The organism is Ruegeria sp. CI5 (genome assembly GCF_056536885.1).
On the sequence record NZ_JBQFQN010000001.1, the window covers coordinates 1,232,556 to 1,254,050 of the forward strand.

Genomic DNA, 21,495 nt, shown 5'->3' on the forward strand with positions numbered 1-21,495 from the left:
AGCGACTTGCCGCGCCAAATTGAATATCGAACATCAACGAAACTTGATGCAGATCAGAGTGGCCGCCCCGTCCTGCAGGCATGGTCGGCTTGCACACAAAACCAAAGGCAAGAACATGACCAGCAAACTCGCCATCCTCACCCTTTCCACCGCGTTGGCCGCTGTTTCGGCCCCCGCATTCGCCCAGTCTCAGGGAGACTGGACCGTTGGTGTCGGTATCGGCTACCTCGACCCGAAATCCGACAACGGATCCCTCGCCGGCTTCAGCGCCGACGTCGACTCGGACACCCGCCCGATCTTCACCGCCGAGTATTTCATTCGTGACAATCTGGGCATCGAGCTTTTGGCCGCAACGCCGTTCAGCCATGACATCACGCTGGGCGGAAGTGTCGACGCGGGCAGCGTCAAGCACCTGCCGCCCACACTGTCGCTGAACTACCACTTTGCAACCAGCAGCGCTTGGAAACCCTATGTGGGCGCCGGTTTGAACTACACCGTGTTCTTTGACGAGGAATCGCCGCTGGGCGATCTGAAGGTCGACGACTCGTTCGGCGTGTCGCTGCAGGCCGGCCTGGACTACATGGTCACGGACAAGGGCGCGGTTCGCCTGAACGTCCGCTGGTTCGACATCGACTCGGACGTCACCCTCAACGGAGCCGACATCGGCAAGGCCGAGATCGATCCGTGGCTGGTTGGCGTGTCCTACGTCCATCGCTTCTGATCCTTCGATCGGATACGCCTCGCCGTGACCTCGTCGGCGAGGCGTTTTTCTTCAGAGCATTTCGTTCATCAATTCGCGGCCGATCAGCATCCGGCGGATCTCGCTGGTGCCCGCGCCGATCTCCATCAGCTTGGCATCGCGGAAGATCCGGCTGACCGGCGCATCCGCCAGGAACCCGGCCCCGCCCATGGCCTGAACCGCCTGATGCGCCTGCACCATCGCCTGCTCGGACGCATAGAGACAGCACGCCGCCGCATCCTGCCGGGTAACGTCGCCCCGATCACAGGCCTTGGCGACCTCGTAGACATACGCCCGGGCCGAATTCATCGCGGTGTACATGTCGGCGATCTTGCCCTGCATCAGCTGGAAGGTTCCGATCGGTTTGCCGAACTGCTTGCGCTCGGCCAGATAGGGCATGATCTCGTCCAGGCAGGCAGCCATAATGCCGGTGCCAATCCCGGCCAGAACCACGCGCTCATAGTCGAGGCCCGACATCAGAACCGCAACGCCCTTGCCTTCTTCGCCCAGCACGTTCTCGAAAGGCACCTCGACATCTTCGAAGATCAGCTCGGCCGTGTTCGAACCGCGCATACCCAGCTTGTCGAAATGGGGCGAGGTCGAGAACCCTTTCATCTCTTTCTCGATCAGGAAGGCCGTGATGCCCTTGGACCCGGCCTCGGGGTCGGTCTTGGCATAGACGACCAGCGTATCGGCATCCGGCCCGTTGGTGATCCAGTATTTGTTGCCGTTCAGGCGGTAATGGTCGTTGCGCTTTTCCGCCCGCAGTTTCATCGACACAACATCCGACCCCGCTCCGGGTTCCGACATTGCCAGGGCACCTACGTGTTCGCCCGAAATCAGGCGCGGCAGGTATTTCTGCTTCTGTTCTTCAGTGCCGTTCAGCTTGATCTGGTTGACGCATAGGTTGGAATGCGCCCCGTAGGACAGCGCCACCGATGCCGAGGCGCGTGCGATTTCTTCAACCGCGATCGTATGCGCCAGATAGGTCATTTCGGCGCCGCCATACTGTTCGGGAACGGTTACGCCCAGCAGACCGAGTTCACCCATTTCCTTCCACAGCTCGTTGGGAAAGGCGTTGGTCTTGTCGATCCCGGCCGCCATCGGCTTGACCCGCTCCTGCGCCCAGCGGTGCACCATCTCGCGCAGCGCGTTCACATCCTCACCCAGATCGAATTGCATTGTCGCCGTGAACATCCGCGCTCTCCTCTTTCGCGTTAATGAACAGGTGTTCAATAAACTGATACAGACCTTTCCCCGCGCGGTCAATCATCGCGTGACCCAAATGAAAAAGCCGCCCTCGGGCGGCTTTTGCAGTGTTCGAGCGTGCGCCGCATGGCGCACTCGATTGAATTACTGTTGGAAAACGGCGCCGACCTCGGCGCGGATGATGCCGGCAATCAGGCGGCAATCGTCCAGTGAGAAGGTCAACGGAACGCGCATGTCGATGATCCCGCGCAGAATCCGGTCGGTCTCGGGCATCCGTTCCGACTCGGCATAGCGCCAGCTGTCATAGCGCGAGGTGAACCCGGTCGGCTCGGCCCCGCCGAACCACTTCAACTCGACTCCGCGATCGGCGCAGCGTCGCAGAACCTCGGTAATCCTGTCCTGCGCCCAATCCAGCAGAAGGAACTGGATCGACGAGCCGACATAGCTCTCCTCGGCAGGCCGCTCGACGATGGTCAGGCCGGGCGTGCCGCGCAGGCCCGCCTCAATCTCGGCATAGCGTTCGTTCCAGCGCCGCACCTGCCGATCCAACTCGCGCAACTGGGGGCGCAGGATCGCCGCGCGCAGATTGTCCATCCGCCCCGACACGTTTGGCGTGGTGTACTTGATCCGCTCGAACACCTCGGGACTCGGCACCGCAAGGTGGCGTTCGTACAGCATGTACGAGCCCGACAGCATCGTGGCTTTGGCCGCCAGCATTTCGTCATCGGTGATCAACAGGCCACCCTCGCCCGAGTTCACATGTTTGTAGGTCTGGCAGGAATAGCAGCCGATCGCCCCCTGACGGCCGGACAACTGTCCGCGCCAGGCGGCGCCCATCGTGTGGGCGCAATCCTCGATCACCGTCACCCCGGCGGCGTCGCACATCTGCATCAACCGGTCCATGTCACACAGATGCCCGCGCATGTGGCTGAGCATCAGAACCTTGGCGCGGTCCATCTTGGCCGCCAGATCGTCCAGATCGATGGTCAGCCCCTCGGTCACGCCCACGAAAACCGGGCGCGCATTGACCGAGGCGATCGCCCCCGGCACCGGGGCCAGCGTGAAGGCGTTGGTCAGAACCGCATCTCCCGGCTGGACACCCACGGCACGCAAGGCCGTGGCCAGCGCATAGCCGCCCGACGACACGGCCAGACAGTATTTCGCACCCATCTGCGCGGCAAATTCCTGTTCCAACAGGGCGGTTTCGCTCAGCTCTCCGGGGGCCACGTTGTAGCGGTGCAACCGCCCGTGACGCAGAACAGCCAGCGCCGCCTCGATCGCCGCGTCGGGGATCGGCTCCTGCTGGGTGAAACTGCCTGAAAATCGCTCAGTCATGGCGTCGTTTGTGGGGCCAGTCGCAGCGCGGGTCAAGAGATCAGGCCGCCGCGCCCACAAGCTCGGCAACGATTGCGGGCAGATCGTCGAAATGGTGCAGCAGCGCATCGGGCTGCAGTGCGGCCATGTCATCACCGGACGGGCCGAAGGTCACAAGGATCGAAGGCACCCCTGCGGCCCGGGCCGTGTTACGGTCGGTATCCGAGTCGCCTACCAGAATGCAGTGGTCGGGATGCCCACCGGCCCGGCGCGCCGCTTCGCGCAGCGGCGCGGGGTCGGGCTTGCGCACCGGCAGCGTGTCCGCCCCCACCAACGAGCCGAACAACGCCCGCGCTCCCAGCCGCGTCATCAGCAGCTCGGCCAGCGCCTCGGGCTTGTTGGTGCAGATGCCGACACCGTATCCGGCGGCCTTCAGCGCCTCGACCGCCTGCAGCGCGCCGGGATAGAAGGTGGTGTGGGTGTCGATCGCCTGCCCATAGGCCTCGAGCAGGACCGGGTAATAGGCGTTCACGGTCTCTTCGTCATAGGCGCCCACGCGTTTCAGCCCGTGGGTCAGCATCATCCGCCCGCCGCGCAAAGCCACCGCCGCATCCTGCCCGTGCACCAGCACGTCGCCATGCCCCATCTGCCGGAAACAATGGTTGGCCGCCGCCAGCAGATCGCCCGACGTATCGGCCAAAGTCCCGTCCAGATCGAAGATGACCGTGCGCATTCTGTCTCCTTGCTCGGCAGTTTTCCGCCATGTCGTGTTGCAAACGGCAATCTTGTTTGATGGCCGAACGGCTTGCGCCTTTGCCCTCAGCGGATAAAACGGACCGCGACAAAACAAAAGAGAAAACGCATTCATGAGCACTGCCCTTGTCATCCTTGCCGCCGGAAAAGGCACCCGGATGAATTCGGATATCCCAAAGGTTCTGCACCCGATCGCCCAGGTTCCGATGCTGGTGCACGCCATGCGCGCCGGGTCGGTTCTGGCACCCGAACGCACGGTCATCGTCACCGGCCACGGCTCGCAGGCGGTGGCCAAAGTCGCGCAGGCCGAGGATGAAGACGCCCGCATCGTCGTGCAGGAGCAACAGCTGGGCACCGCCCATGCCGTCGCCCAGGCGCGCGAGGCCCTGGACGGGTTCACCGGCGACGTGGTCGTTCTGTACGGCGACACCCCGTTTCTGCAGCCTGACACGCTGGAGCGCATGATCGCCGCGCGGGCTGACAACGATCTGGTTATCCTGGGCTTCGAGGCCACCGACCCGGCCCGGTATGGCCGCTTGGTGATGAACGGCGATGCTCTGGAGCGGATCGTCGAGTTCAAGGATGCGTCAGATGAAGAACGCGCCATAACCTTCTGCAATTCTGGACTTCTGGCCTGTGACGCGGGCACTCTGTTCGACCTGATCGACGCGGTCGGAAACGACAACGCGTCGGGCGAATACTACCTGACCGACGTGGTCCAGATCGCGCGCGACCGCGGCCTGAAGGTCACTGCCGTTTCGTGCGACGAAGCGCAGACGCTGGGCGTGAACTCGCGCGCTGATCTGGCCGCGGCCGATGCCGTGTTCCAGGCCCGCGCCCGGGCCGAGCTGCTGGATCTGGGCGTCACCCTGATGGCCCCCGAGACGGTCTATCTGGCCGCCGACACGGTGATCGGCCGAGACACGGTGATCGAACCCAACGTGGTCTTCGGCCCCGGTGTCACCGTCGAAAGCGGCGCGACGATCCGGGCGTTTTCGCACCTCGAGGGCTGCCATGTCAGCCAAGGCGCCGTGGTCGGCCCCTATGCCCGGCTGCGCCCGGGGACCGAACTGGCCGAGAACACCCGTATCGGCAATTTCGTCGAGATCAAGAATGCCGAAATCGCCGAGGGCGCCAAGGTCAATCACCTTAGCTATATCGGCGATGCGTCGGTGGGCGCGGGCACGAATATCGGCGCGGGCACCATCACCTGCAACTATGATGGCGTGATGAAGCACCGCACGGTGATCGGCGAGAATGTCTTTGTCGGCTCGAACACCATGCTGGTGGCCCCGGTCACCGTGGGCAGCGGCGCGATGACGGCCACAGGCACCATCGTGACCCGCGACGTCGAACCCGACGCCCTGGCGGTGGGCCGCGCCAAACAGGAAAACAAGCCGGGCTACGCCCGCAAGCTGTTCGAGATGCTGAAGGCGAAAAAGGCACGCCGGGACAAGGGAGCCTGAGTAAATGTGTGGAATTGTTGGCGTATTGGGCAAGCACGAAGCGGCGCCCATTCTGGTCGAAGCACTGAAACGGCTGGAATACCGCGGCTATGACAGCGCGGGCATCGCAACCGTAAACGGCGGCAAGCTGGGTCGTCGGCGCGCGGTAGGCAAGCTGGTCAATCTCAGCGACCTGCTGGTGCATGACCCCTTGCCCGGAAAGTCGGGCATCGGGCATACGCGGTGGGCGACCCATGGCGCACCCTCGGTCAGCAACGCGCACCCGCATCAGGCCGGACCGGTTGCCGTGGTCCACAACGGCATCGTCGAAAACTATCGCGAGCTGCGGGCCGAACTGGCCGAGAACGGAATCGATTTCCAGACCGAGACCGACACCGAAACCGTCGCGTTGATGACCGAATTCTACATGAAATCGGGGCTGAGCCCGGTCGAGGCCGCCTTCAAGACCATCGACCGGCTGCAAGGCGCCTTTGCGCTGGCCTTCCTGTTCGACGGCGAGGATGACCTGATCGTCGCCGCCCGCAAGGGCTCGCCGCTGGCCATCGGGCACGGGGATGGCGAGATGTTCGTGGGCTCGGACGCCATCGCACTGGCGCCGCTGACCGACCGGATCACCTATCTGGAAGAAGGCGACCGCGCCGTGGTCACCCGCACTTCGGTCGAGATCCGCAACGAGGCGGGCGAGATCGCAAATCGCGAGATCCGCAAGATCCAGCTGGATCAGACCCGGACCGACAAGGGCGGGCACAAGCATTTCATGGCCAAGGAAATCGCCGAACAGCCGGTGGTGGTGGCCGAGGCGATCCGCTCGTACCTGCCCACCGGCAGCGACCGGGTGGTTCTGCCGGACGCGGATCTTGATTTCTCCAAGCTGGACCGCCTGACCATGGTGGCCTGCGGCACGGCCTTCTATGCCTGCCTGACCGCCAAATACTGGTTCGAGCAACTGGCCCGGATGCCGGTCGAGGTCGATATCGCCAGCGAGTTCCGCTATCGCGAACCGCCGATCACCGACAGCACGCTGGCCCTGTTCGTCAGCCAGTCGGGCGAGACCGCCGACACCCTGGCCGCGCTGCGCTATTGCGAGAGCAAGGCCGACAAGATCGTGTCGGTGGTCAATGTCCCCGAAAGCTCGATCGCGCGGGAAAGCGACGTGGCGCTGCCCATCCATGCCGGGGTCGAGATCGGCGTGGCCTCGACCAAGGCCTTCACCTGCCAGCTGAGCGTTCTGCTGATGCTGGCGCTCAAGGCCGCGGCCGACCGGGGCACGCTGGACGATGACGCGCTGGCCGATCACGCCGCCGCGCTGCGCGGCTTGCCAACGCTGCTGAACGCCGCGCTGGACCAGGAGGAGGCGATCCGGAAATCCGCTCAGCGCCTGTCCGAGGCACGCGACGTTCTGTTTCTGGGGCGCGGCCTGATGTACCCGCTGGCCCTCGAAGGCGCGCTGAAACTCAAGGAAATCAGCTATATCCACGCCGAAGGTTATGCCTCGGGCGAGCTGAAGCACGGCCCCATCGCCCTGATCGACAAGCACATGCCCGTGGTGGTGATGGCCCCGCGCGATGCGGTGTTCGACAAGACCGTGTCGAACATGCAAGAGGTCATGGCGCGCAAGGGCAAGGTCATTCTGGTCTCGGACGACGACGGGATCGCGGAGGCCCAGGACGGGGTCTGGAGCACGATCCGAATGCCGCATGCCCACGCCTCGGTCGCGCCGATCCTGTATTCGGTACCCGCGCAGCTGCTGGCCTATCACACGGCGGTCGCCAAGGGGACCGATGTGGACCAGCCGCGCAACCTGGCGAAATCCGTCACGGTCGAGTAAGCCGCGATGTCAGACAGCCCTCTGGACCAGATCAAGGCGTATGCCGACTTGGACCGGGCCGCCCAGATGGCGGCCTATCACAAGGTCGATCGTCCCTATCTTGGTGTACCGAACCCGGTGCTGAATGATCTGACCAAAAGCTGGCGGCAGCAGATGGACGTGGACGCCCGTGTCGCGCTGGCCGATCAGCTGTGGCAGACCAACATCCACGAGGCGCGGCTGGCCGCCGCCAAGCTGCTGACGCAGGCGCGCATCCGCCCCGATCAGGCGGTTTGGGACCTGCTGCAAAGCTGGCTGCCCGATTTCGACGCCTGGGCGGTGGCCGATCATGCCAGCATGGCCATGCAAAAGCGCCTGTGGGCCGATCCGTCGCGGCTGGACCAGGTCGAAAACTGGACCACCTCGGATCACATGTGGACCCGGCGTGCGGCACTGGTCGCCACCCTGCCCTGGACCAAGCAGAACCACCCCAAGCCCGAAGACCTTGAGCGCCGAGACCGCATTCTAGGGTGGGCCGCCGGTTATGTCCCTGATCGCGACTGGTTCATCCAGAAGGCGGTGGCCTGGTGGCTGCGCGACCTGTCCAAACATGACCCCGACCGGGTGCGGGCGTTTCTGGCCGCGCACGGTCACGCGATGAAGCCTTTTGCCCGCAAAGAGGCCGGCAAGTACCTGAAAGATCAGTTAGAATAAACGTCCAGTTCAACCAGTTCGTCAAACGGCACCAATAGCGCACGCATCGCCTCAACCGACAGGCGGCTGCCGCCTGAGGGCGCCGGTACAAGTGTGATATAGGCCTGCGCGCCCGTCTTGGGCACGACCACACGGCCATTGATCTCAGTTTCGACCAACGGCGTTTCAAGCCAGCGTCCGGGCTTGTTCGGATCGCCCAGTCCGGCAATCGTTGTCTTGGCGCCGGCCCATCCGGTGTTCACGGCCGCAACAGGCGTTGCTTCCACCTCTTCGGTCGCAGCGGCGGTTTCTGTCGTCTGCGCAGGTTCCGCATCCGGGGCGCGATCAAGGCTTTGCCGCACCGCATCACAGCCGGTCAGAAACGCAGGAAAAAGAACAAACAGGTATCGCATGCGACCAGCCTACCCCTGCCCGCGCCCGCGTTCCACCCCTCAAGCGCAGTTCTGACTTGTCGCAAGGCACCGTGCACTTTACCTATTGGGCATGACTGCTCCGCTGATCGACCCGTTTGCCCGCGCAATCACCTATCTCCGCGTCTCCGTCACGGACCGCTGCGATTTCCGCTGTGTCTATTGCATGTCCGAAAACATGACCTTTCTGCCCAAGAAAGAGCTGCTGACGCTGGAGGAGCTGGACCGGATGTGCTCGACCTTCATCCGGCTGGGCGTGGAAAAGCTGCGCATCACGGGGGGCGAGCCGCTTGTGCGCCGTGGGATCATGGGGTTCTTCGACTCGATGACCCGGCATCTGGACAGCGGCGAACTGAAAGAGCTGACGCTGACCACCAATGGCTCGCAACTCGCCCGGTTCGCCGACGACCTGTATGCCGCCGGGGTGCGGCGGGTGAATGTCTCGCTCGACACGCTGGACGAGGACAAATTCGCCCAGATCACCCGTTGGGGTCGCTTGAAACAGGTCCTGGGCGGGATCGATGCCGCGCAGAAGGCCGGGTTGCGCGTCAAGATCAACGCGGTGGCCCTGAAAGGGTTCAACGAGGAAGAGCTGCCCAAGATCACCCGCTGGTGCGCCGAACGCGACATGGACCTTACCTGGATCGAGGTCATGCCCATGGGTGACATCGGCAACGAGGACCGGCTGGACCAGTACTGGTCGCTGAAAGACGTGCGGGCCGAGTACGAAAACCACTATACTGTCACCGATCTGGCCGAGCGCACGGGCGGACCGGCGCGCTATGTCCGGTTGGAGGAAACCGGGCAGAAGATCGGCTTCATCACGCCGCTCAGCCATAATTTCTGTGAAAGTTGCAACCGGGTACGCCTGACCTGCACGGGCGAGTTGTACATGTGCCTGGGGCAAGAGGACATGGCCGACTTGCGCGCCCCTCTGCGCGACCACCCCAACAGTGAAGAGCCACTGGAACAGGCGATCCGCGCGGCGATTACCCTCAAGCCCAAGGGCCATGATTTCGACTATTCCCGCCAGAAGATCGATGGCCAGATGAGCCGTCACATGAGCCACACGGGCGGCTGACATGGCAGACCAGTCGGGGCAACCCACGACGCTGTACCGTATGTACTGCGCGTTGACGTCCATCGCCATGCCATTGGCCTGGCGCACCGTTCGCGCCAAGCTGCAGACGGCGGGTGTTTCCGAGGTCCGTCAGCGCGAGCGGCTGGGCCATGCGAGCCAGCCCCGGCCCGACGGTCGGCTGATCTGGTTCCATGCGGCCAGCGTTGGCGAAAGCCTGTCGGTTCTGAGCCTTATCAGGCGCATGAGCGAACGGATCGAGGATGCGCAGTTTCTGATCACCTCTGGCACCCCGACCTCGGCGGCGCTGGTGGAAAAACGTCTGCCGCCGCGCACCCGCCACCAATACCCCCCTCTGGACAGCGCCGGCCCGGTGGCGCGGTTCCTGGATCACTGGCGGCCCGATGCCGGCGTCTTTGTCGAAAGCGAGATCTGGCCACGACTGATCGTCGAGACCGCCCAGCGTGGGACACCACTGGCCCTGCTGAACGCGCGCCTGTCCGAGAAATCGGTGGCCGGGTGGAAGAAGCGCCCCGACACCGCCCGCTATGTCCTGAGCCAGTTCCGCCTGTTCCTGACGCAAAACGACCGCACGGCCGCAAACCTGATCGTCATGGGCGCGCCCGCCGATCTGGTGCAACCCGGAACCAACCTCAAGGCCATGTCCGATCCGCTGCCGGTGGATCAAGACACGTTGTCGCATATTCGCGCGCAGATCGGCGCGCGGCCGGTCTGGATCGCCAGTTCGACCCATGCGGGCGAGGAGGAGACCGTTCTGGCCGCCCATGCCGAATTGCTGAACCGCTGGCCCGACCTGCTGCTGCTGCTGATCCCCCGCCACCCGGAACGGCGGGACGAGGTCTGCGCCCTGATTGATGCCGCAGGTCAAAGCCACGCCCTGCGCAGCGCCGGGCAGCAGATCACCGACGACACGCAGGTCTACGTGGCCGATACATTGGGCGAAACTGGCACCTGGTACGCACTGTGCCAGATCGTGTTTCTGGGCGGGTCGCTGAAAGAGATCGGCGGCCACAACCCGTTCGAACCCGCACAGGCCGGGGCCGCGGTGATCACCGGGCCGGGTTACTACAATTTTGCCGAGACATTTGCCCCGCTGGTGGATAGCGGTGGCGCGGTCGAAGTGTCCTCGGGTTACGAGTTGGCCAAGGCGGTCGAACTCTGGCTGTCGGACAGATCGGCGCTGGCCGCGGCGCAAGCTGCGGCGCAGTCCTGCGTGAATACCCAGAAATCGGCGCTGGATGCGGTTGTAGATACGCTATGCGACAAACTGGGTCTGGAGGACGCAGGCCGCTGACCGCAAGCAGCAGCGGGGGCCTGCGCCCCCGCCACGGTATCAGGCTGCGGGCATCCGCTGTTCGACGATCTCGGCCCACCAGCTGCACCCGGCAGGGATCGCCTCGTCGTTGAAATTGTATTCCGGGTGGTGAACCATCGCCGTGTCGCCATTGCCGACCAGGATATAGGCGCCGGGGCGCTCTTCCAGCATGTAGGCGAAATCCTCGCCGCCCATGACCAAAGGCGCCTCCTCGCAGGCCCCCGAAACCGAGCGGGCGACCTCGGCGGCGAACTCGGTCTGTTCGTCGCTGTTGATCATGACCGGATAGCCCCGGATATAGTTAACATCGGCAGTACCGCCGAATGTCGCGGCGACGCCCGAGCAGATTTCGTTGATGCGCTGCTCAGCAAGGTCGCGCATCTCTTTGCTCATCGTGCGCACGGTGCCCTTGATCTGCACTTTCTGCGGGATCACGTTGAACGCCTTCGACGAGGTCTCGAACGAGGTGACCGAAACAACGACCTGATCGATCGGATCGGCATTGCGCGACGCGATGGTCTGCAACGCCAGAACCGCCTGCGCAGTCATGACAGTGGTGTCCACGGTTTCATGCGGTTTGGCGGCATGACCACCACGACCTTCGAACGTGATATCGAACTGGTCAGTCGCCGCGAAGAACGCCCCCGGCCGGATCGAGAAGCTGCCCACAGGCTTACCGGGCCAATTGTGCATTCCGTAGACTTCCTGAATGCCCCAACGCTCCATCAGGTTGTCTTCGCACATTTCGCGGCCGCCGCCGCCACCCTCCTCGGCGGGCTGGAAGATAACAACGACGGTTCCGTCGAAATTGCGCGTTTCGGACAGGTATTTGGCCGCCCCCAGCAGCATGGCGGTGTGGCCGTCATGGCCGCAGGCATGCATCGCACCCGGCGTTTTCGAAGCATAGTCCAACCCCGTCGCCTCGTGGATCGGCAAAGCGTCCATATCCGCCCGCAATCCGATCACCTTCCCCTTGGTGTCGGCCTTGCCCTTGATCACCCCGACAACTCCGGTGCGGCCAATCCCCGTGACCACCTCGTCGCAGCCGAATTCTCTCAGCTTTTCCGCAACCAGCGCACTGGTGCGATGCGTATCGAACAGAATTTCAGGATTCTCGTGAATATCACGCCGCCAGGCGGTGATTTCATCCTGCAATTCGGCAAAGCGGTTCTTCACTGGCATTTTCGTCTTCTCTCCTTAAAAAATCTCAGGCCACCGGCATCCGGCGTTCGACCATTTCTGCAAACCACGAGCATCCGATCGGAATGATCTCGTCATTGAAATCGTATTCGGGGTGGTGAAGCCCGGCGCTGTCGCCATTTCCCAAGACTATGAAGGCGCCGGGACGTTCCTGCAACATGAACGAGAAGTCTTCGCCCCCCATCACCATCGGTGCTTCGGCACAGCTGCCACCAACGGCAATTGCCGCGGATTCTGCATATCCGGTCTGCTCTTCCGCGTTGATCGTGACCGGAACGCCGCGCGAGTAGGTCACCGTGGCGGTGCCACCCATGGTCGCCGCGACACCTTGCACAACTTCATTCAGTCGCTGTTCGATCAGGTCGCGCATCTCGTTCGAATGGGTGCGGACGGTGCCACGCAGCCGGGCCGATTGCGGGATCACGTTGAACGCATTCGACGAGGTCTCGACCGCCGTGACCGACAGAACGGCCTGCAAGATCGGGTCGGCGTTGCGCGAAACGATGGTCTGCAGGGCCACGATCAGTTGCGACAGCATGACCGTAGTATCCACGGTTTCCTGCGGCTTGGCGGCATGACCGCCGCGGCCTTCAAGATGGATGTCGAACTCGTCCGCCGCCGCCAGCAGAGGCCCGGAGCGAATGGCAAACTGCCCGGTCGGCAGGCCCGGCACGTTGTGCATCGCATAGACTTCCTGGATGCCGAAGCGGTCCATCAAACCGTCCTGGCACATGGCTTCAGCACCGTTGCCGCCTTCTTCGGCCGGTTGAAAGATCACGATCGCGGTCCCATCGAAGTTTCGGGTCTCGGCCAGATATTTGGCGGCGCCCAGAACCATCGCAGTGTGACCGTCATGGCCACAGGCATGCATGGCGCCCGCAGTCTTGGAGGCATATTCCGCTCCCGTCTGCTCGTGCATTGGCAGCGCATCCATATCGGCCCGCAGACCAATCACGCGGCCTTGGGTGTCGGTCCTGCCCTTGATCACGCCGACTACCCCGGTCCGGCCAATTCCGGTCACCACATCGTCGCAACCGAACTCTTTCAGTTTTTCCGCAACCAATGCGCTGGTCCGATGGGTATCGTAGAGAATTTCGGGGTGCTGATGTATGTCGCGCCGCCAACCGGTGATTTCGGGGTGCATTTCGGCAAAACGGTTCTTGATCGGCATGACTGTCTTTCCTGTTTCAGGCGATGGGCATTCGTCGTTCGACAAGCTCGGCGAACCAGCTGCATCCGGCAGGAATGGCCTGGTCGTCGAAATTGTATTCGGGATGGTGGCACATGGCCGTGTCGCCGTTCCCCAAGAAGATGTAGGCTCCGGGCCGTTCTTCAAGCATGTAGGCGAAGTCTTCCGACGGCATGATCGGATCCGTTGCGTCATTGACCTTGCCGGCCACCGCCTCGGCGGCTTCGGCGGCGAAGGCCGTTTCCGCCTCGGAGTTCACCGTCACCGGGTAGCCGGGCGTCCAGGTCACGCGGGCTTTGGCGCCAAAAGCCGAGGCTGTGTCTTCGGCGATCCGGTGCACGCGCTCCTCGGCGATGCCACGGTATTCCGGGTCCAGTGTGCGAACCGTGCCCTGCAGCCGGACCGTGTGCGCAATCACGTTCGAGGCGACGCTGTCAGTTTCAAACGTCCCCACCGTCAGCACCACCCGTCGGATTGGATCAACGGTGCGGGATACAACCGATTGCAGCGCAACCACGATATGCGATGCCACCAAGGTTGTGTCGATGGCTTCATGCGGTGCGGCGGCGTGGCCACCTTTGCCGGTCACGACAATCTCGAACTCGTCCGACGACGCCAGCAGCGCGCCGGGCCGGATTGCGAACTCTCCGACAGGCAGGCCGGGCATGTTGTGCAAGCCGTAGATTTCCTGAATGCCCCATCGATCCATAAGCCCATCGCGGCACATGGCCAGACCGCCGGCTCCGCCTTCTTCGGCCGGTTGAAAGATCAGAACCACCGTTCCGTCGAAATTGCGCGTCTCGGCAAGATATTGCGCAGCGCCGAGCAAGATCGAGGTGTGCCCGTCATGCCCGCAGGCATGCATCTTGCCCGGCACGGTCGAGGCATAGTCCAGTCCGGTCGCCTCGTTGATCGGCAAGGCATCCATGTCGGCCCGCAACCCGATCACCCGCCCCTGCGTGTCCGTCCGCCCTCGGATCACGGCCACGACACCGGTTTTACCTATACCCGGCGTGATTTCATCGACACCGAACGCCTTGAGTCGGTCGACAACGAAGCCGGCGGTTTCATGCACGTCGTACATCAACTCGGGATGCGCATGCAGGTGCCGCCGCCACTTGGTTATCTCGGCGTGCATTTCAGCAAGTCTGTTTTTGACCGGCATGTTCAACTCTCCGAGCTTCTGACTGAAATCCTGAGTTTCCAGTGCCTCTTTTTGGGTCACGCCGCCAGTTTGTAGACCAGACGCTGCATGAAGTCATGGCCGGCGTTGAACTGAGCGATCGTGATGTATTCGTTCGGCTGGTGCGCCTGGGCGATATCTCCGGGCCCACAGATCACGGCCGAGTAACCGGCTTCCTGAAACTGACCGGCTTCGGTGCCATAGCTGACGACATGGGTTGCGTTGTCGCCCGTAAGGGCGCGCACCAGTGTCTCGGCTTCACCATCGGTTTCCGGGACCAACGCCGGAACGGCAAAGCTGGCCTTCACCTCGATATGGGCGTCAGGATGCACTTGCTGCATCTTCTCTTCCGCCACTCTTACCTGTTCCAGATAGGCTTCTTTCCAAGCTGATGCCTGCTCGCCGGGGACGACCCGGAAATCCATCATGAAACGGCAATCCTTGGCCGTTATGTTGTGCGCAGTGCCGCCCTTGATCATGCCCACGTGACAGGTTGTCCAAGGAGGATCAAAGACTGCCGCGATATCGCTGGGGTCCGCCGCCATGTTGATGTCGTTCTGCGCATTTGCCCAGTCGATCAGCGGCGCGGCATACATTATCGCATTGACACCGGTATGCATGATCGAACTGTGCACCTCGTATCCAACCACGTGGGTATCAAAGCCGAAGCCGCCCTTGTGGCCGGTGACGGCCTGCATCATCGACGGCTCGCCCACCACCACGGCCGAGCCCTTGGGCAGAACCTCCTGCATGGCGACGATCATGGGCGGCGCACCGGTGCAGCCGACCTCCTCGTCAAAACTCAGCGCCAATTGCAGCGGGCGCTTGACGTCGGCGTATTGCGCCTCGACCAGCGCCCAGATGGCGAGGGCGTCAAAGCCCTTCATGTCACAGGTACCACGTCCGAAATACTTGCCGTCCCGTTCGGTCACGACAAACGGGTCGCTGTCCCAGGGTTGTCCGTCCACCGGCACCACATCCGTGTGACCGGAAAGCACGACCGCGCCTTCCTCCCAGGGGCCGACATGGGCAAACAGGGCCGCCTTGTGCGGCTGGTCCGGATCCGGCCATCGGTGGGCGCGGATACCGTGGCCGTTCAGGTAGTCTTCGACCCAGTCGATCAGCGGCAGGTTGCTGTCGCGGCTGACGGTGGGAAACGCGATCAGCTTGGTCATGATCTCAAGCGGAGTCAGGCGCTGTGGCATATGGGTCAGTAACCGCTGTCGGTCGTCAGAATGAAGTGACCCGGCTCGACCTCGCGGTATTCCGAAGGCGCAGGCTCATAGCCGATTGGGTGAATTGGAGACGGGATCGGTTTGAAATTCAGATCTTTTTCCGACTTGCGCTGATTGGGATCGGCGATCGGAACCGCCTTCATCAATGCCTGCGTATAGGGGTGCTGCGGGTTCTCAAAAACACGCGCCCGTGGGCCCAGTTCGACGATCCGGCCCAGATACATCACACCCACGTGGTGGCTGACCCGCTCAACCACGGCCATGTCGTGGCTGATAAACAGATAGCTCAGGCCAAGTTCGGACTGCAATTCCATCATCAGGTTCAGAACCTGCGCCTGAACAGAAACGTCCAGCGCGGAAACGGCTTCGTCCGCAATGATCAGTTTCGGGTTCAGGGCCAGCGCCCGGGCAATCGCAATTCGCTGCCGCTGCCCACCCGACATTTCGTGCGGGAACCGGCGCATGAAGCTGCGTGGCAGGTGCACCTTGTCGAACAGCTGTGCGACCCGGTCCTGCAGTTCCGACCCCGATGCCACGCCATAGTTGCGCATCGGCTCGGCCACCTGATCAACCAACTGCATCTGCGGGTTCAGCGATGCGAATGGGTCCTGAAAGATCATCTGCATGTCCAGGCGGGCCTTGCGCAGGCCCTTCTGGTCCAGCTTCATGATGTCCATGCCATCAAGACTGATTTCACCCGCCATAGGCTCGATCAACCGCAGGATCGAGCGTCCGGCCGAAGATTTTCCACAACCCGACTCGCCGACGAGGCTCAGCGTCTGCCCTTTGTTCAGGGTGAACGAGACGTCTTCGACCGCGTGCACATTCGAAATGGTGCGGCGCAGGATCCCGCCTTTTACCGGGAACCGCGTGGTCAGGTTCCGGACTGACAGCAATACATCCTCGGTTCCGGGAATCGGGGCGATCTTCTGTCCTTCGACACCCAGCAACTTCATCGGCTCGGGGGCGGATTTTCCGCGCATCTCACCCAGCTTGGGCACCGCAGCCAGCAGAGCCTTGGTGTAGTCATGCTGGGGATTCTCGAAAATCTCGGTGACGGTGCCCTCTTCGACCTTGTTGCCGCGGTACATGACGACGACCCTGTCGGCCATCTGGGCGACCACGGCCATGTCATGGGTGATGAACATGACCGCCGTGCCGGTTTCACGCTTCAGCCGGTCCATCAAGGCGAGGATCTCGGCCTGGATCGTCACGTCCAGAGCCGTGGTGGGTTCATCGGCGATCAGCAGGCGCGGCTCGCAGGCCATGGCCATTGCGATCACAACCCGCTGGCGCATCCCGCCCGACAATTCGTGCGGATACTGCTTGAGCCGCCGCTCGGGTTCGGGGATGCGGACCTGTTTCAGCAGTTCCAAGGCGCGTGCTTCGGCCTGGGACTTGGACATATCCTTGTGAATCCGCAGCCCTTCGGTCAGCTGTCGCCCGACCGTGAAAACAGGGTTCAGCGCAGTCATCGGTTCCTGAAAGATCATCCCGATTTCGTTGCCGCGAATCTGCTTCATGAGGTCCTGATCGGCCTTGGCCAGATCCAGTTCGGTCCCGTCGTTGCGGTCGAAAATCAACTGTCCGCCGGCGATTTCACCCCCGCCGAATTCAACAAGGCGCATCAATGACAACGAAGATACGGACTTGCCCGATCCCGATTCGCCCACGATGCAGACGGTTTCGCCCGGACGGACCTCGAACGAGACGTCCTCGACCCCGACGACGGGCCCATCCTTGGTTTGGAATTCGACCCGAAGTTCCCTGATCTGGGCGATAGGCTGATCCAGCACGCGAGCGCTCCCCTTGGCTGCATGAGTGTTTTGGTTGCCAAACGCTAAGGCGGGCTGACAGGAAAAGTCAAACGCATTGCCAGTTTCGCTGCGGCAAGGCTTGCAATTTCTGCAAACTCTGTTTCGATACCCCGCGTAACCGTGCCGAGAAATTGGGCGTAGTGCGCAGACATTTGCGCAATTGTCTTTTGTTTCAGTGGCTTGAGCCCGGCACGGCAACGCCAAATCCGCAGGCCTTGCGGAGAAAATCGAGACACGAATGTGTCCAACAAGGAGTGTATGATGAAAATCAAAACCCTTTTGCTTGGTGCGATTGCAAGCACGGCGATGGCCCCGATGGCCATGGCCGAGCGCGGATCGGACGGCAACGTCAGCATCATCTATTGGCAAGCACCCTCGATCCTGAACCCGTTCCTGTCGGGCGGCACCAAAGACGTCGAAGCGGCCTCGCTGGTGATCGAACCCCTGGCCCGCTACGACCAGGACGGCAACATGGTGCCGTATCTGGCAGCCGAAATCCCGACCGTCGAAAACGGCGGTGTGAGCGAGGATCTCACCTCGATCACGTGGAAGATCGCTCCGGGGATCACCTGGTCGGATGGCACGCCGTTCACCTCGGCCGACGTGAAATTCACCGCCGATTACTGCATGGACCCCGAAGGTGGCTGTGCGCAGGTGACCAAGTTCGAAGGCGTCACCAGCGTCGAAGCTGTGGATGATCTGACCGTCAAGGTCACTTTCGACAAGCCGACCCCGTTCCCCTACGGTCCGTTCGTCGGCGGTGAAAGCCCGATCATTCAGGCAGCTCAGTTCGCGGACTGCATGGGCGCGAAAGCTCCGGAATGCACCGAGCAGAACTTCAACCCGATCGGCACCGGCCCGTTTGTCGTCACCGAATTCAAGCCGAACGACGTGATCACCTTCAAGGCCAACGACAACTATCGTGACCCGGCGAAACCGGCCTTCGCAACCGTGACCTTCAAGGGCGGCGGCGATGCGACCGCGGCCGGTCGCGCCGTTATGGAAACCGGCGAGTTCGACTATGCCTGGAACCTGCAGCTGGCGCCCGAAGTGATCGCGCAAATGCAGGAAGGCGGCAAAGGCACTCCGGTGGCAGGCTTTGGCCCGCTGGTCGAGCGCATCATGCTGAACCAGACCAACCCGTCGCCCGAACTACCGGAAGGCGAGCGTTCGACGGCCAAGCACCCGCACCCGTTCCTGCAGGATCCGGCGGTCTACAAGGCTATGTCGATGGCAATCGACCGCCCGCTGCTGGTTGAGATCGGCTATGGCCAGGCGGGTAAAGTGACCTGCAACTGGGTCCCGGCTCCGGCTGCGTTCAACTCGACCTCGATGACCTGCGACACGCAGGATATCGAAGGCGCCAAGAAACTGCTGGATGATGCCGGCATCGTCGACTCCGACGGCGACGGCGTCCGCGAGAAGGATGGCGTTCCGCTGAAGATCGTCTATCAGACCTCGACCAACGCCGTCCGTCAGGACTTCCAGGCGCTGATCAAGGAATGGTGGAGCCAGATCGGCATTGAAACCGAACTGCGCAACATCAACGCTTCGGTCTTCTTCGGTGGTGACCCGGGCTCGCCCGACACGTTCCAGAAGTTCTATGCTGACGTTGAAATGTATGCCAACACCTTCAACGGCACCGACCCGCAAAGCTATCTGGGCAACGGCCTGTGCGACAAGGCACCGCGTCCCGAGACCCAGTGGCAGGGTGAGAACATCAGCCGCTTCTGCAACGAAGAGTTCGACAAGCTGCACGCCCAACTGGCGCAGACCGCCGGTCTGGAGCAGCGCGCCGAAATTGCGAAGCAGCTGAACGACATCATGGTTCAGAACGGCGGCATGATCCCGCTGGTCCACCGTGGTCGTCTGTCGGCCCACGCAAACACTCTGGGCGGTGTCGTCCTGAACGTGTGGGACAGCGAACTGTGGAACATCGCTGACTGGTACCGCAAGACCGGTTCCTAAGCGCTAGCCTTGCACAGCCGCGTCCCGATTTGTATCGGGGCGCGGTCTTTCGCAAGTTCCACCAACAAGAAGACGCATATAAAGGCGCCTCTTAATGCTCAACTTCACCATTCGACGACTGATCCTGGCCGTTCCGACGCTGTTGTTCATCAGTCTCGTCATCTTCCTGTTGCTCGAGCTCGCCCCCGGCGACCCGATGGCACAGGTTCCGCTTACCGTTCCGCCCGAAGTCAAAGAGAAGATGCGCGAGGCGCTTGGCCTCGGCCAGCCGATGCATGTCCGGTTCTGGAAATGGATCGTGCAGTTCTTCTGGATCGAACCGCAGGTTCTGGTCGACCACATCTTTGGCACTACCTTTTCCGAAGGTGACCTGCGTGTGATTTCGTGGCAGACCCGCTCGCCCGTCATGGACATCGTCGTTCAGCGTATCCCACAGACCCTGTGGGTTGTCGGCACCGCCTATGTGGTCGCCATCCTGATCGCCCTGCCCATCGGCATCTATTCAGCCTATCGCCAGTATTCCTGGTTCGATCAGATGGGCACCTTCGTGTCGATGGTCGGCTTCTCGGTTCCGCCGTTCTTCTCGGGGGTGCTGGTGATCGTGATCTTCTCGGTCCAGTTGGGCTGGTTCCCGTCGATCTATGACACGACGCATGTGGTCAATGACTGGGACAGCTTCGTCATTCAGCTGAAACAGATGATCATGCCCGTGATGGTGCTGGCGCTGCAGATCACCGCGCAGCTCAGCCGGTTCATGCGCGCCTCGATGCTGGACAACCTCAACCAGGATTACGTCCGTACCGCCCGCGCCAAGGGCCTGAGCGAGTACACCGTCGTCATGGTGCATGTCCTGCGCAACTCGATGATCCCGGTGGTCACCGTGATCGCCCTAGGGATCCCGGCGATATTTGGTGGCGCGATCATCACCGAGCAGGTGTTCAAGGTGAACGGCATCGGCCAGCTGCTGATCGGCGCCATTCAGGCCAATGACCTGCCGATGGTGCAGACGCTGACCTTCATCTTTGCCGTGCTGATCGTCCTGTTCAACCTGATCGCAGACGTTCTCTATGGCATTCTGGACCCGAGGATCCGCTATGACTGATCACAATCAATCAGACACGCTGGTCCCTGATGAGGGCCTTGCGCCGGCCTCGACGGCCTTGCCGACTGCCGATGTATTGGAAGAACTGACCACCCCGCCCCGCAGCCAGTGGCGCGACGTGTGGGACCAGTTCAAGACCCACAAGGGCGCCATGATCGGCGCGATGCTGTTCATCTTCATCGTCGCGGCCGTTTACCTTGGCCCGTTCCTGTGGACCATCGACCCGACCCAGATCGACATCCGTGCCCGAAACCAGGGGCCCAGCTGGGCCCATCCGTTCGGCACCGATCAGCTGGGCCGGGACATCATGGCCCGGATGATGTCGGGGGGGCAGACCTCGGTATCGGTCGGCATCACTGCGATGCTGCTGGCGCTGTTCCTGGGGTCATTCATCGGCGTGGTTGCCGGGTTCTTCAAACGGCTGGACGGGCCGCTGATGCGCCTGACCGACCTGTTCCTGGCCCTGCCGCTGCTGCCGCTGCTGCTGGTGATGATGCTGCTGTTCCGCGAGCCTCTGTCCGCTGCGTTCGGGCTTGAACGTGGGATCTTCATCCTGATCGTCTGCGCCATCGGCATCACCTCGTGGATGCCCACGGCGCGGATCGTGCGCGGTGACGTTCTGGCCATCAAGGAACGCGAGTTCGTTCTGGCCGCCCGCTCGATCGGCACCAGCAACACGCAGATCATCACACGGCACATCCTGCCCAACGTGCTGTCGCCGATCATGGTGTCGGCCACGCTGGGCATCGCCACGGCGATCATCACCGAAAGCGCGCTGTCCTTCCTGGGGCTGGGCTTCCCGCCTGACTTCCCCACCTGGGGCCGGCTGCTGTTCGATGGTGTCGACTATCTGCAGCAATACCCCGAGCGTGTGTTCTGGCCCGGCCTGGCGATCTCGCTGACCGTTCTCAGCGTGAACTATCTGGGCGACGGCCTGCGCGATGCGCTCGATCCGCGGATCCGCGGACGCTGAAC

18 protein-coding genes are annotated in these 21,495 nt (G+C 62.4%); 9 read left to right on the forward strand and 9 right to left on the reverse strand.

The genetic code is table 11. The annotated features are described in order from the left end of the window. The first annotated feature begins 115 nt into the window (after window positions 1–115). Window positions 116–721, forward strand: a complete 606-nt coding sequence (locus tag ACR0BA_RS06140; RefSeq protein ID WP_170357333.1) for an OmpW/AlkL family protein — start codon at window positions 116–118, stop codon at window positions 719–721. Window positions 722–772: 51 nt separating this feature from the next. Here ACR0BA_RS06140 and ACR0BA_RS06145 read toward each other — a convergent pair whose 3' ends face one another. The 3 genes from ACR0BA_RS06145 to ACR0BA_RS06155 all read right to left on the reverse strand — a co-directional run bounded on the left by ACR0BA_RS06145 (window position 773) and on the right by ACR0BA_RS06155 (window position 3,995). Next, window positions 773–1,936 (reverse strand): isovaleryl-CoA dehydrogenase, encoded by a 1,164-nt coding sequence (locus ACR0BA_RS06145; RefSeq protein ID WP_170357332.1) that lies wholly within the window; start codon window positions 1,934–1,936, stop codon window positions 773–775. Between the two features lie 156 nt (window positions 1,937–2,092). After that, window positions 2,093–3,283, reverse strand: coding sequence for a DegT/DnrJ/EryC1/StrS family aminotransferase (locus ACR0BA_RS06150; protein WP_480726938.1), 1,191 nt, complete (start codon window positions 3,281–3,283; stop codon window positions 2,093–2,095). 40 nt (window positions 3,284–3,323) lie between these two features. Next, the gene (locus ACR0BA_RS06155) at window positions 3,324–3,995 is read right to left on the reverse strand and encodes an HAD-IA family hydrolase (RefSeq protein WP_480695938.1); all 672 of its coding nucleotides are present in this window, start codon (window positions 3,993–3,995) and stop codon (window positions 3,324–3,326) included. 133 nt (window positions 3,996–4,128) lie between these two features. Here ACR0BA_RS06155 and glmU point away from each other — a divergent pair, with 133 nt between their 5' ends. From glmU to ACR0BA_RS06170, 3 genes are read left to right on the forward strand one after another with little or no spacing between them, the layout of a single operon-like run. After that, complete coding sequence (gene glmU / locus ACR0BA_RS06160; RefSeq protein ID WP_480726940.1) at window positions 4,129–5,481, forward strand: bifunctional UDP-N-acetylglucosamine diphosphorylase/glucosamine-1-phosphate N-acetyltransferase GlmU; 1,353 nt, start codon at window positions 4,129–4,131, stop codon at window positions 5,479–5,481. Between the two features lie 4 nt (window positions 5,482–5,485). Further along, the gene (gene glmS / locus ACR0BA_RS06165; RefSeq protein WP_480726942.1) at window positions 5,486–7,309 is read left to right on the forward strand and encodes a glutamine--fructose-6-phosphate transaminase (isomerizing); all 1,824 of its coding nucleotides are present in this window, start codon (window positions 5,486–5,488) and stop codon (window positions 7,307–7,309) included. 6 nt (window positions 7,310–7,315) lie between these two features. Next, window positions 7,316–8,002, forward strand: a complete 687-nt coding sequence (locus ACR0BA_RS06170; RefSeq protein WP_480726943.1) for a DNA alkylation repair protein — start codon at window positions 7,316–7,318, stop codon at window positions 8,000–8,002. Here ACR0BA_RS06170 and ACR0BA_RS06175 read toward each other — a convergent pair. After that, window positions 7,990–8,394, reverse strand: coding sequence for a hypothetical protein (locus ACR0BA_RS06175; protein WP_480726945.1), 405 nt, complete (start codon window positions 8,392–8,394; stop codon window positions 7,990–7,992). The genes ACR0BA_RS06170 and ACR0BA_RS06175 overlap by 13 nt on opposite strands. 91 nt (window positions 8,395–8,485) lie before the next feature. Here ACR0BA_RS06175 and moaA point away from each other — a divergent pair, with 91 nt between their 5' ends. Both moaA and ACR0BA_RS06185 read left to right on the forward strand, forming a co-directional pair. Beyond that, window positions 8,486–9,493, forward strand: coding sequence for a GTP 3',8-cyclase MoaA (gene moaA, locus ACR0BA_RS06180; RefSeq protein WP_480726947.1), 1,008 nt, complete (start codon window positions 8,486–8,488; stop codon window positions 9,491–9,493). A 1-nt stretch (window position 9,494) separates the two neighbouring features. After that, entirely contained in the window at window positions 9,495–10,805 is a 1,311-nt protein-coding gene (locus ACR0BA_RS06185) for a 3-deoxy-D-manno-octulosonic acid transferase (RefSeq protein ID WP_260065276.1), read from the forward strand. Window positions 10,806–10,844: 39 nt separating this feature from the next. Here ACR0BA_RS06185 and ACR0BA_RS06190 read toward each other — a convergent pair whose 3' ends face one another. Genes ACR0BA_RS06190 through ACR0BA_RS06210 form a run of 5 tightly spaced genes read right to left on the reverse strand, consistent with a single transcriptional unit; the run spans window position 10,845 to window position 17,429 of the window. Beyond that, complete coding sequence (locus ACR0BA_RS06190) at window positions 10,845–12,008, reverse strand: M20 aminoacylase family protein (protein ID WP_260065275.1); 1,164 nt, start codon at window positions 12,006–12,008, stop codon at window positions 10,845–10,847. 25 nt (window positions 12,009–12,033) lie between these two features. Then, entirely contained in the window at window positions 12,034–13,197 is a 1,164-nt protein-coding gene (locus ACR0BA_RS06195) for a M20 aminoacylase family protein (protein WP_480726949.1), read from the reverse strand. A 16-nt stretch (window positions 13,198–13,213) separates the two neighbouring features. Continuing rightward, window positions 13,214–14,380: a M20 aminoacylase family protein gene (locus tag ACR0BA_RS06200; protein ID WP_480726951.1), complete on the reverse strand. Its 1,167-nt coding sequence runs from the start codon at window positions 14,378–14,380 to the stop codon at window positions 13,214–13,216. 56 nt (window positions 14,381–14,436) lie between these two features. Further along, window positions 14,437–15,603: an acetylornithine deacetylase gene (gene argE / locus ACR0BA_RS06205; protein ID WP_480726953.1), complete on the reverse strand. Its 1,167-nt coding sequence runs from the start codon at window positions 15,601–15,603 to the stop codon at window positions 14,437–14,439. A 5-nt stretch (window positions 15,604–15,608) separates the two neighbouring features. Beyond that, window positions 15,609–17,429 carry an ABC transporter ATP-binding protein gene (locus ACR0BA_RS06210; RefSeq protein ID WP_170357320.1) on the reverse strand — a complete coding sequence of 607 codons (1,821 nt, stop codon included), beginning with the start codon at window positions 17,427–17,429 and terminating at the stop codon, window positions 15,609–15,611. Between the two features lie 282 nt (window positions 17,430–17,711). On the opposite strand from ACR0BA_RS06210, the gene ACR0BA_RS06215 reads away from it, so the two are divergent. The 3 genes from ACR0BA_RS06215 to ACR0BA_RS06225 all read left to right on the forward strand — a co-directional run bounded on the left by ACR0BA_RS06215 (window position 17,712) and on the right by ACR0BA_RS06225 (window position 21,493). Next, window positions 17,712–19,418, forward strand: coding sequence for a peptide ABC transporter substrate-binding protein (locus ACR0BA_RS06215; RefSeq protein ID WP_480726955.1), 1,707 nt, complete (start codon window positions 17,712–17,714; stop codon window positions 19,416–19,418). Between the two features lie 94 nt (window positions 19,419–19,512). Beyond that, on the forward strand, window positions 19,513–20,520 hold the full coding sequence (locus ACR0BA_RS06220) for an ABC transporter permease (protein ID WP_170340961.1): 1,008 nt from the start codon (window positions 19,513–19,515) through the stop codon (window positions 20,518–20,520). Next, window positions 20,513–21,493: an ABC transporter permease gene (locus tag ACR0BA_RS06225; RefSeq protein ID WP_480726956.1), complete on the forward strand. Its 981-nt coding sequence runs from the start codon at window positions 20,513–20,515 to the stop codon at window positions 21,491–21,493. Before ACR0BA_RS06220 ends, ACR0BA_RS06225 begins: the two co-directional genes overlap by 8 nt. The last annotated feature ends 2 nt before the right edge of the window (window positions 21,494–21,495 follow it).

What these genes read in the sequence shown, in the direction of transcription:
- ACR0BA_RS06225 (WP_480726956.1), top strand. Translation starts at nt 20,513, where the DNA reads ATGACTGATCACAATCAATCAGACACGCTGGTCCCTGATGAGGGCCTT.
- ACR0BA_RS06175 (WP_480726945.1), bottom strand. Translation starts at nt 8,394, where the DNA reads ATGCGATACCTGTTTGTTCTTTTTCCTGCGTTTCTGACCGGCTGTGAT.
- ACR0BA_RS06140 (WP_170357333.1), top strand. Translation starts at nt 116, where the DNA reads ATGACCAGCAAACTCGCCATCCTCACCCTTTCCACCGCGTTGGCCGCT.
- moaA (WP_480726947.1), top strand. Translation starts at nt 8,486, where the DNA reads ATGACTGCTCCGCTGATCGACCCGTTTGCCCGCGCAATCACCTATCTC.
- glmS (WP_480726942.1), top strand. Translation starts at nt 5,486, where the DNA reads ATGTGTGGAATTGTTGGCGTATTGGGCAAGCACGAAGCGGCGCCCATT.
- ACR0BA_RS06150 (WP_480726938.1), bottom strand. Translation starts at nt 3,283, where the DNA reads ATGACTGAGCGATTTTCAGGCAGTTTCACCCAGCAGGAGCCGATCCCC.
- ACR0BA_RS06200 (WP_480726951.1), bottom strand. Translation starts at nt 14,380, where the DNA reads ATGCCGGTCAAAAACAGACTTGCTGAAATGCACGCCGAGATAACCAAG.
- ACR0BA_RS06220 (WP_170340961.1), top strand. Translation starts at nt 19,513, where the DNA reads ATGCTCAACTTCACCATTCGACGACTGATCCTGGCCGTTCCGACGCTG.
- argE (WP_480726953.1), bottom strand. Translation starts at nt 15,603, where the DNA reads ATGCCACAGCGCCTGACTCCGCTTGAGATCATGACCAAGCTGATCGCG.
- ACR0BA_RS06155 (WP_480695938.1), bottom strand. Translation starts at nt 3,995, where the DNA reads ATGCGCACGGTCATCTTCGATCTGGACGGGACTTTGGCCGATACGTCG.
- ACR0BA_RS06185 (WP_260065276.1), top strand. Translation starts at nt 9,495, where the DNA reads ATGGCAGACCAGTCGGGGCAACCCACGACGCTGTACCGTATGTACTGC.
- ACR0BA_RS06190 (WP_260065275.1), bottom strand. Translation starts at nt 12,008, where the DNA reads ATGCCAGTGAAGAACCGCTTTGCCGAATTGCAGGATGAAATCACCGCC.
- ACR0BA_RS06215 (WP_480726955.1), top strand. Translation starts at nt 17,712, where the DNA reads ATGAAAATCAAAACCCTTTTGCTTGGTGCGATTGCAAGCACGGCGATG.
- ACR0BA_RS06145 (WP_170357332.1), bottom strand. Translation starts at nt 1,936, where the DNA reads ATGTTCACGGCGACAATGCAATTCGATCTGGGTGAGGATGTGAACGCG.
- ACR0BA_RS06195 (WP_480726949.1), bottom strand. Translation starts at nt 13,197, where the DNA reads ATGCCGATCAAGAACCGTTTTGCCGAAATGCACCCCGAAATCACCGGT.
- glmU (WP_480726940.1), top strand. Translation starts at nt 4,129, where the DNA reads ATGAGCACTGCCCTTGTCATCCTTGCCGCCGGAAAAGGCACCCGGATG.
- ACR0BA_RS06170 (WP_480726943.1), top strand. Translation starts at nt 7,316, where the DNA reads ATGTCAGACAGCCCTCTGGACCAGATCAAGGCGTATGCCGACTTGGAC.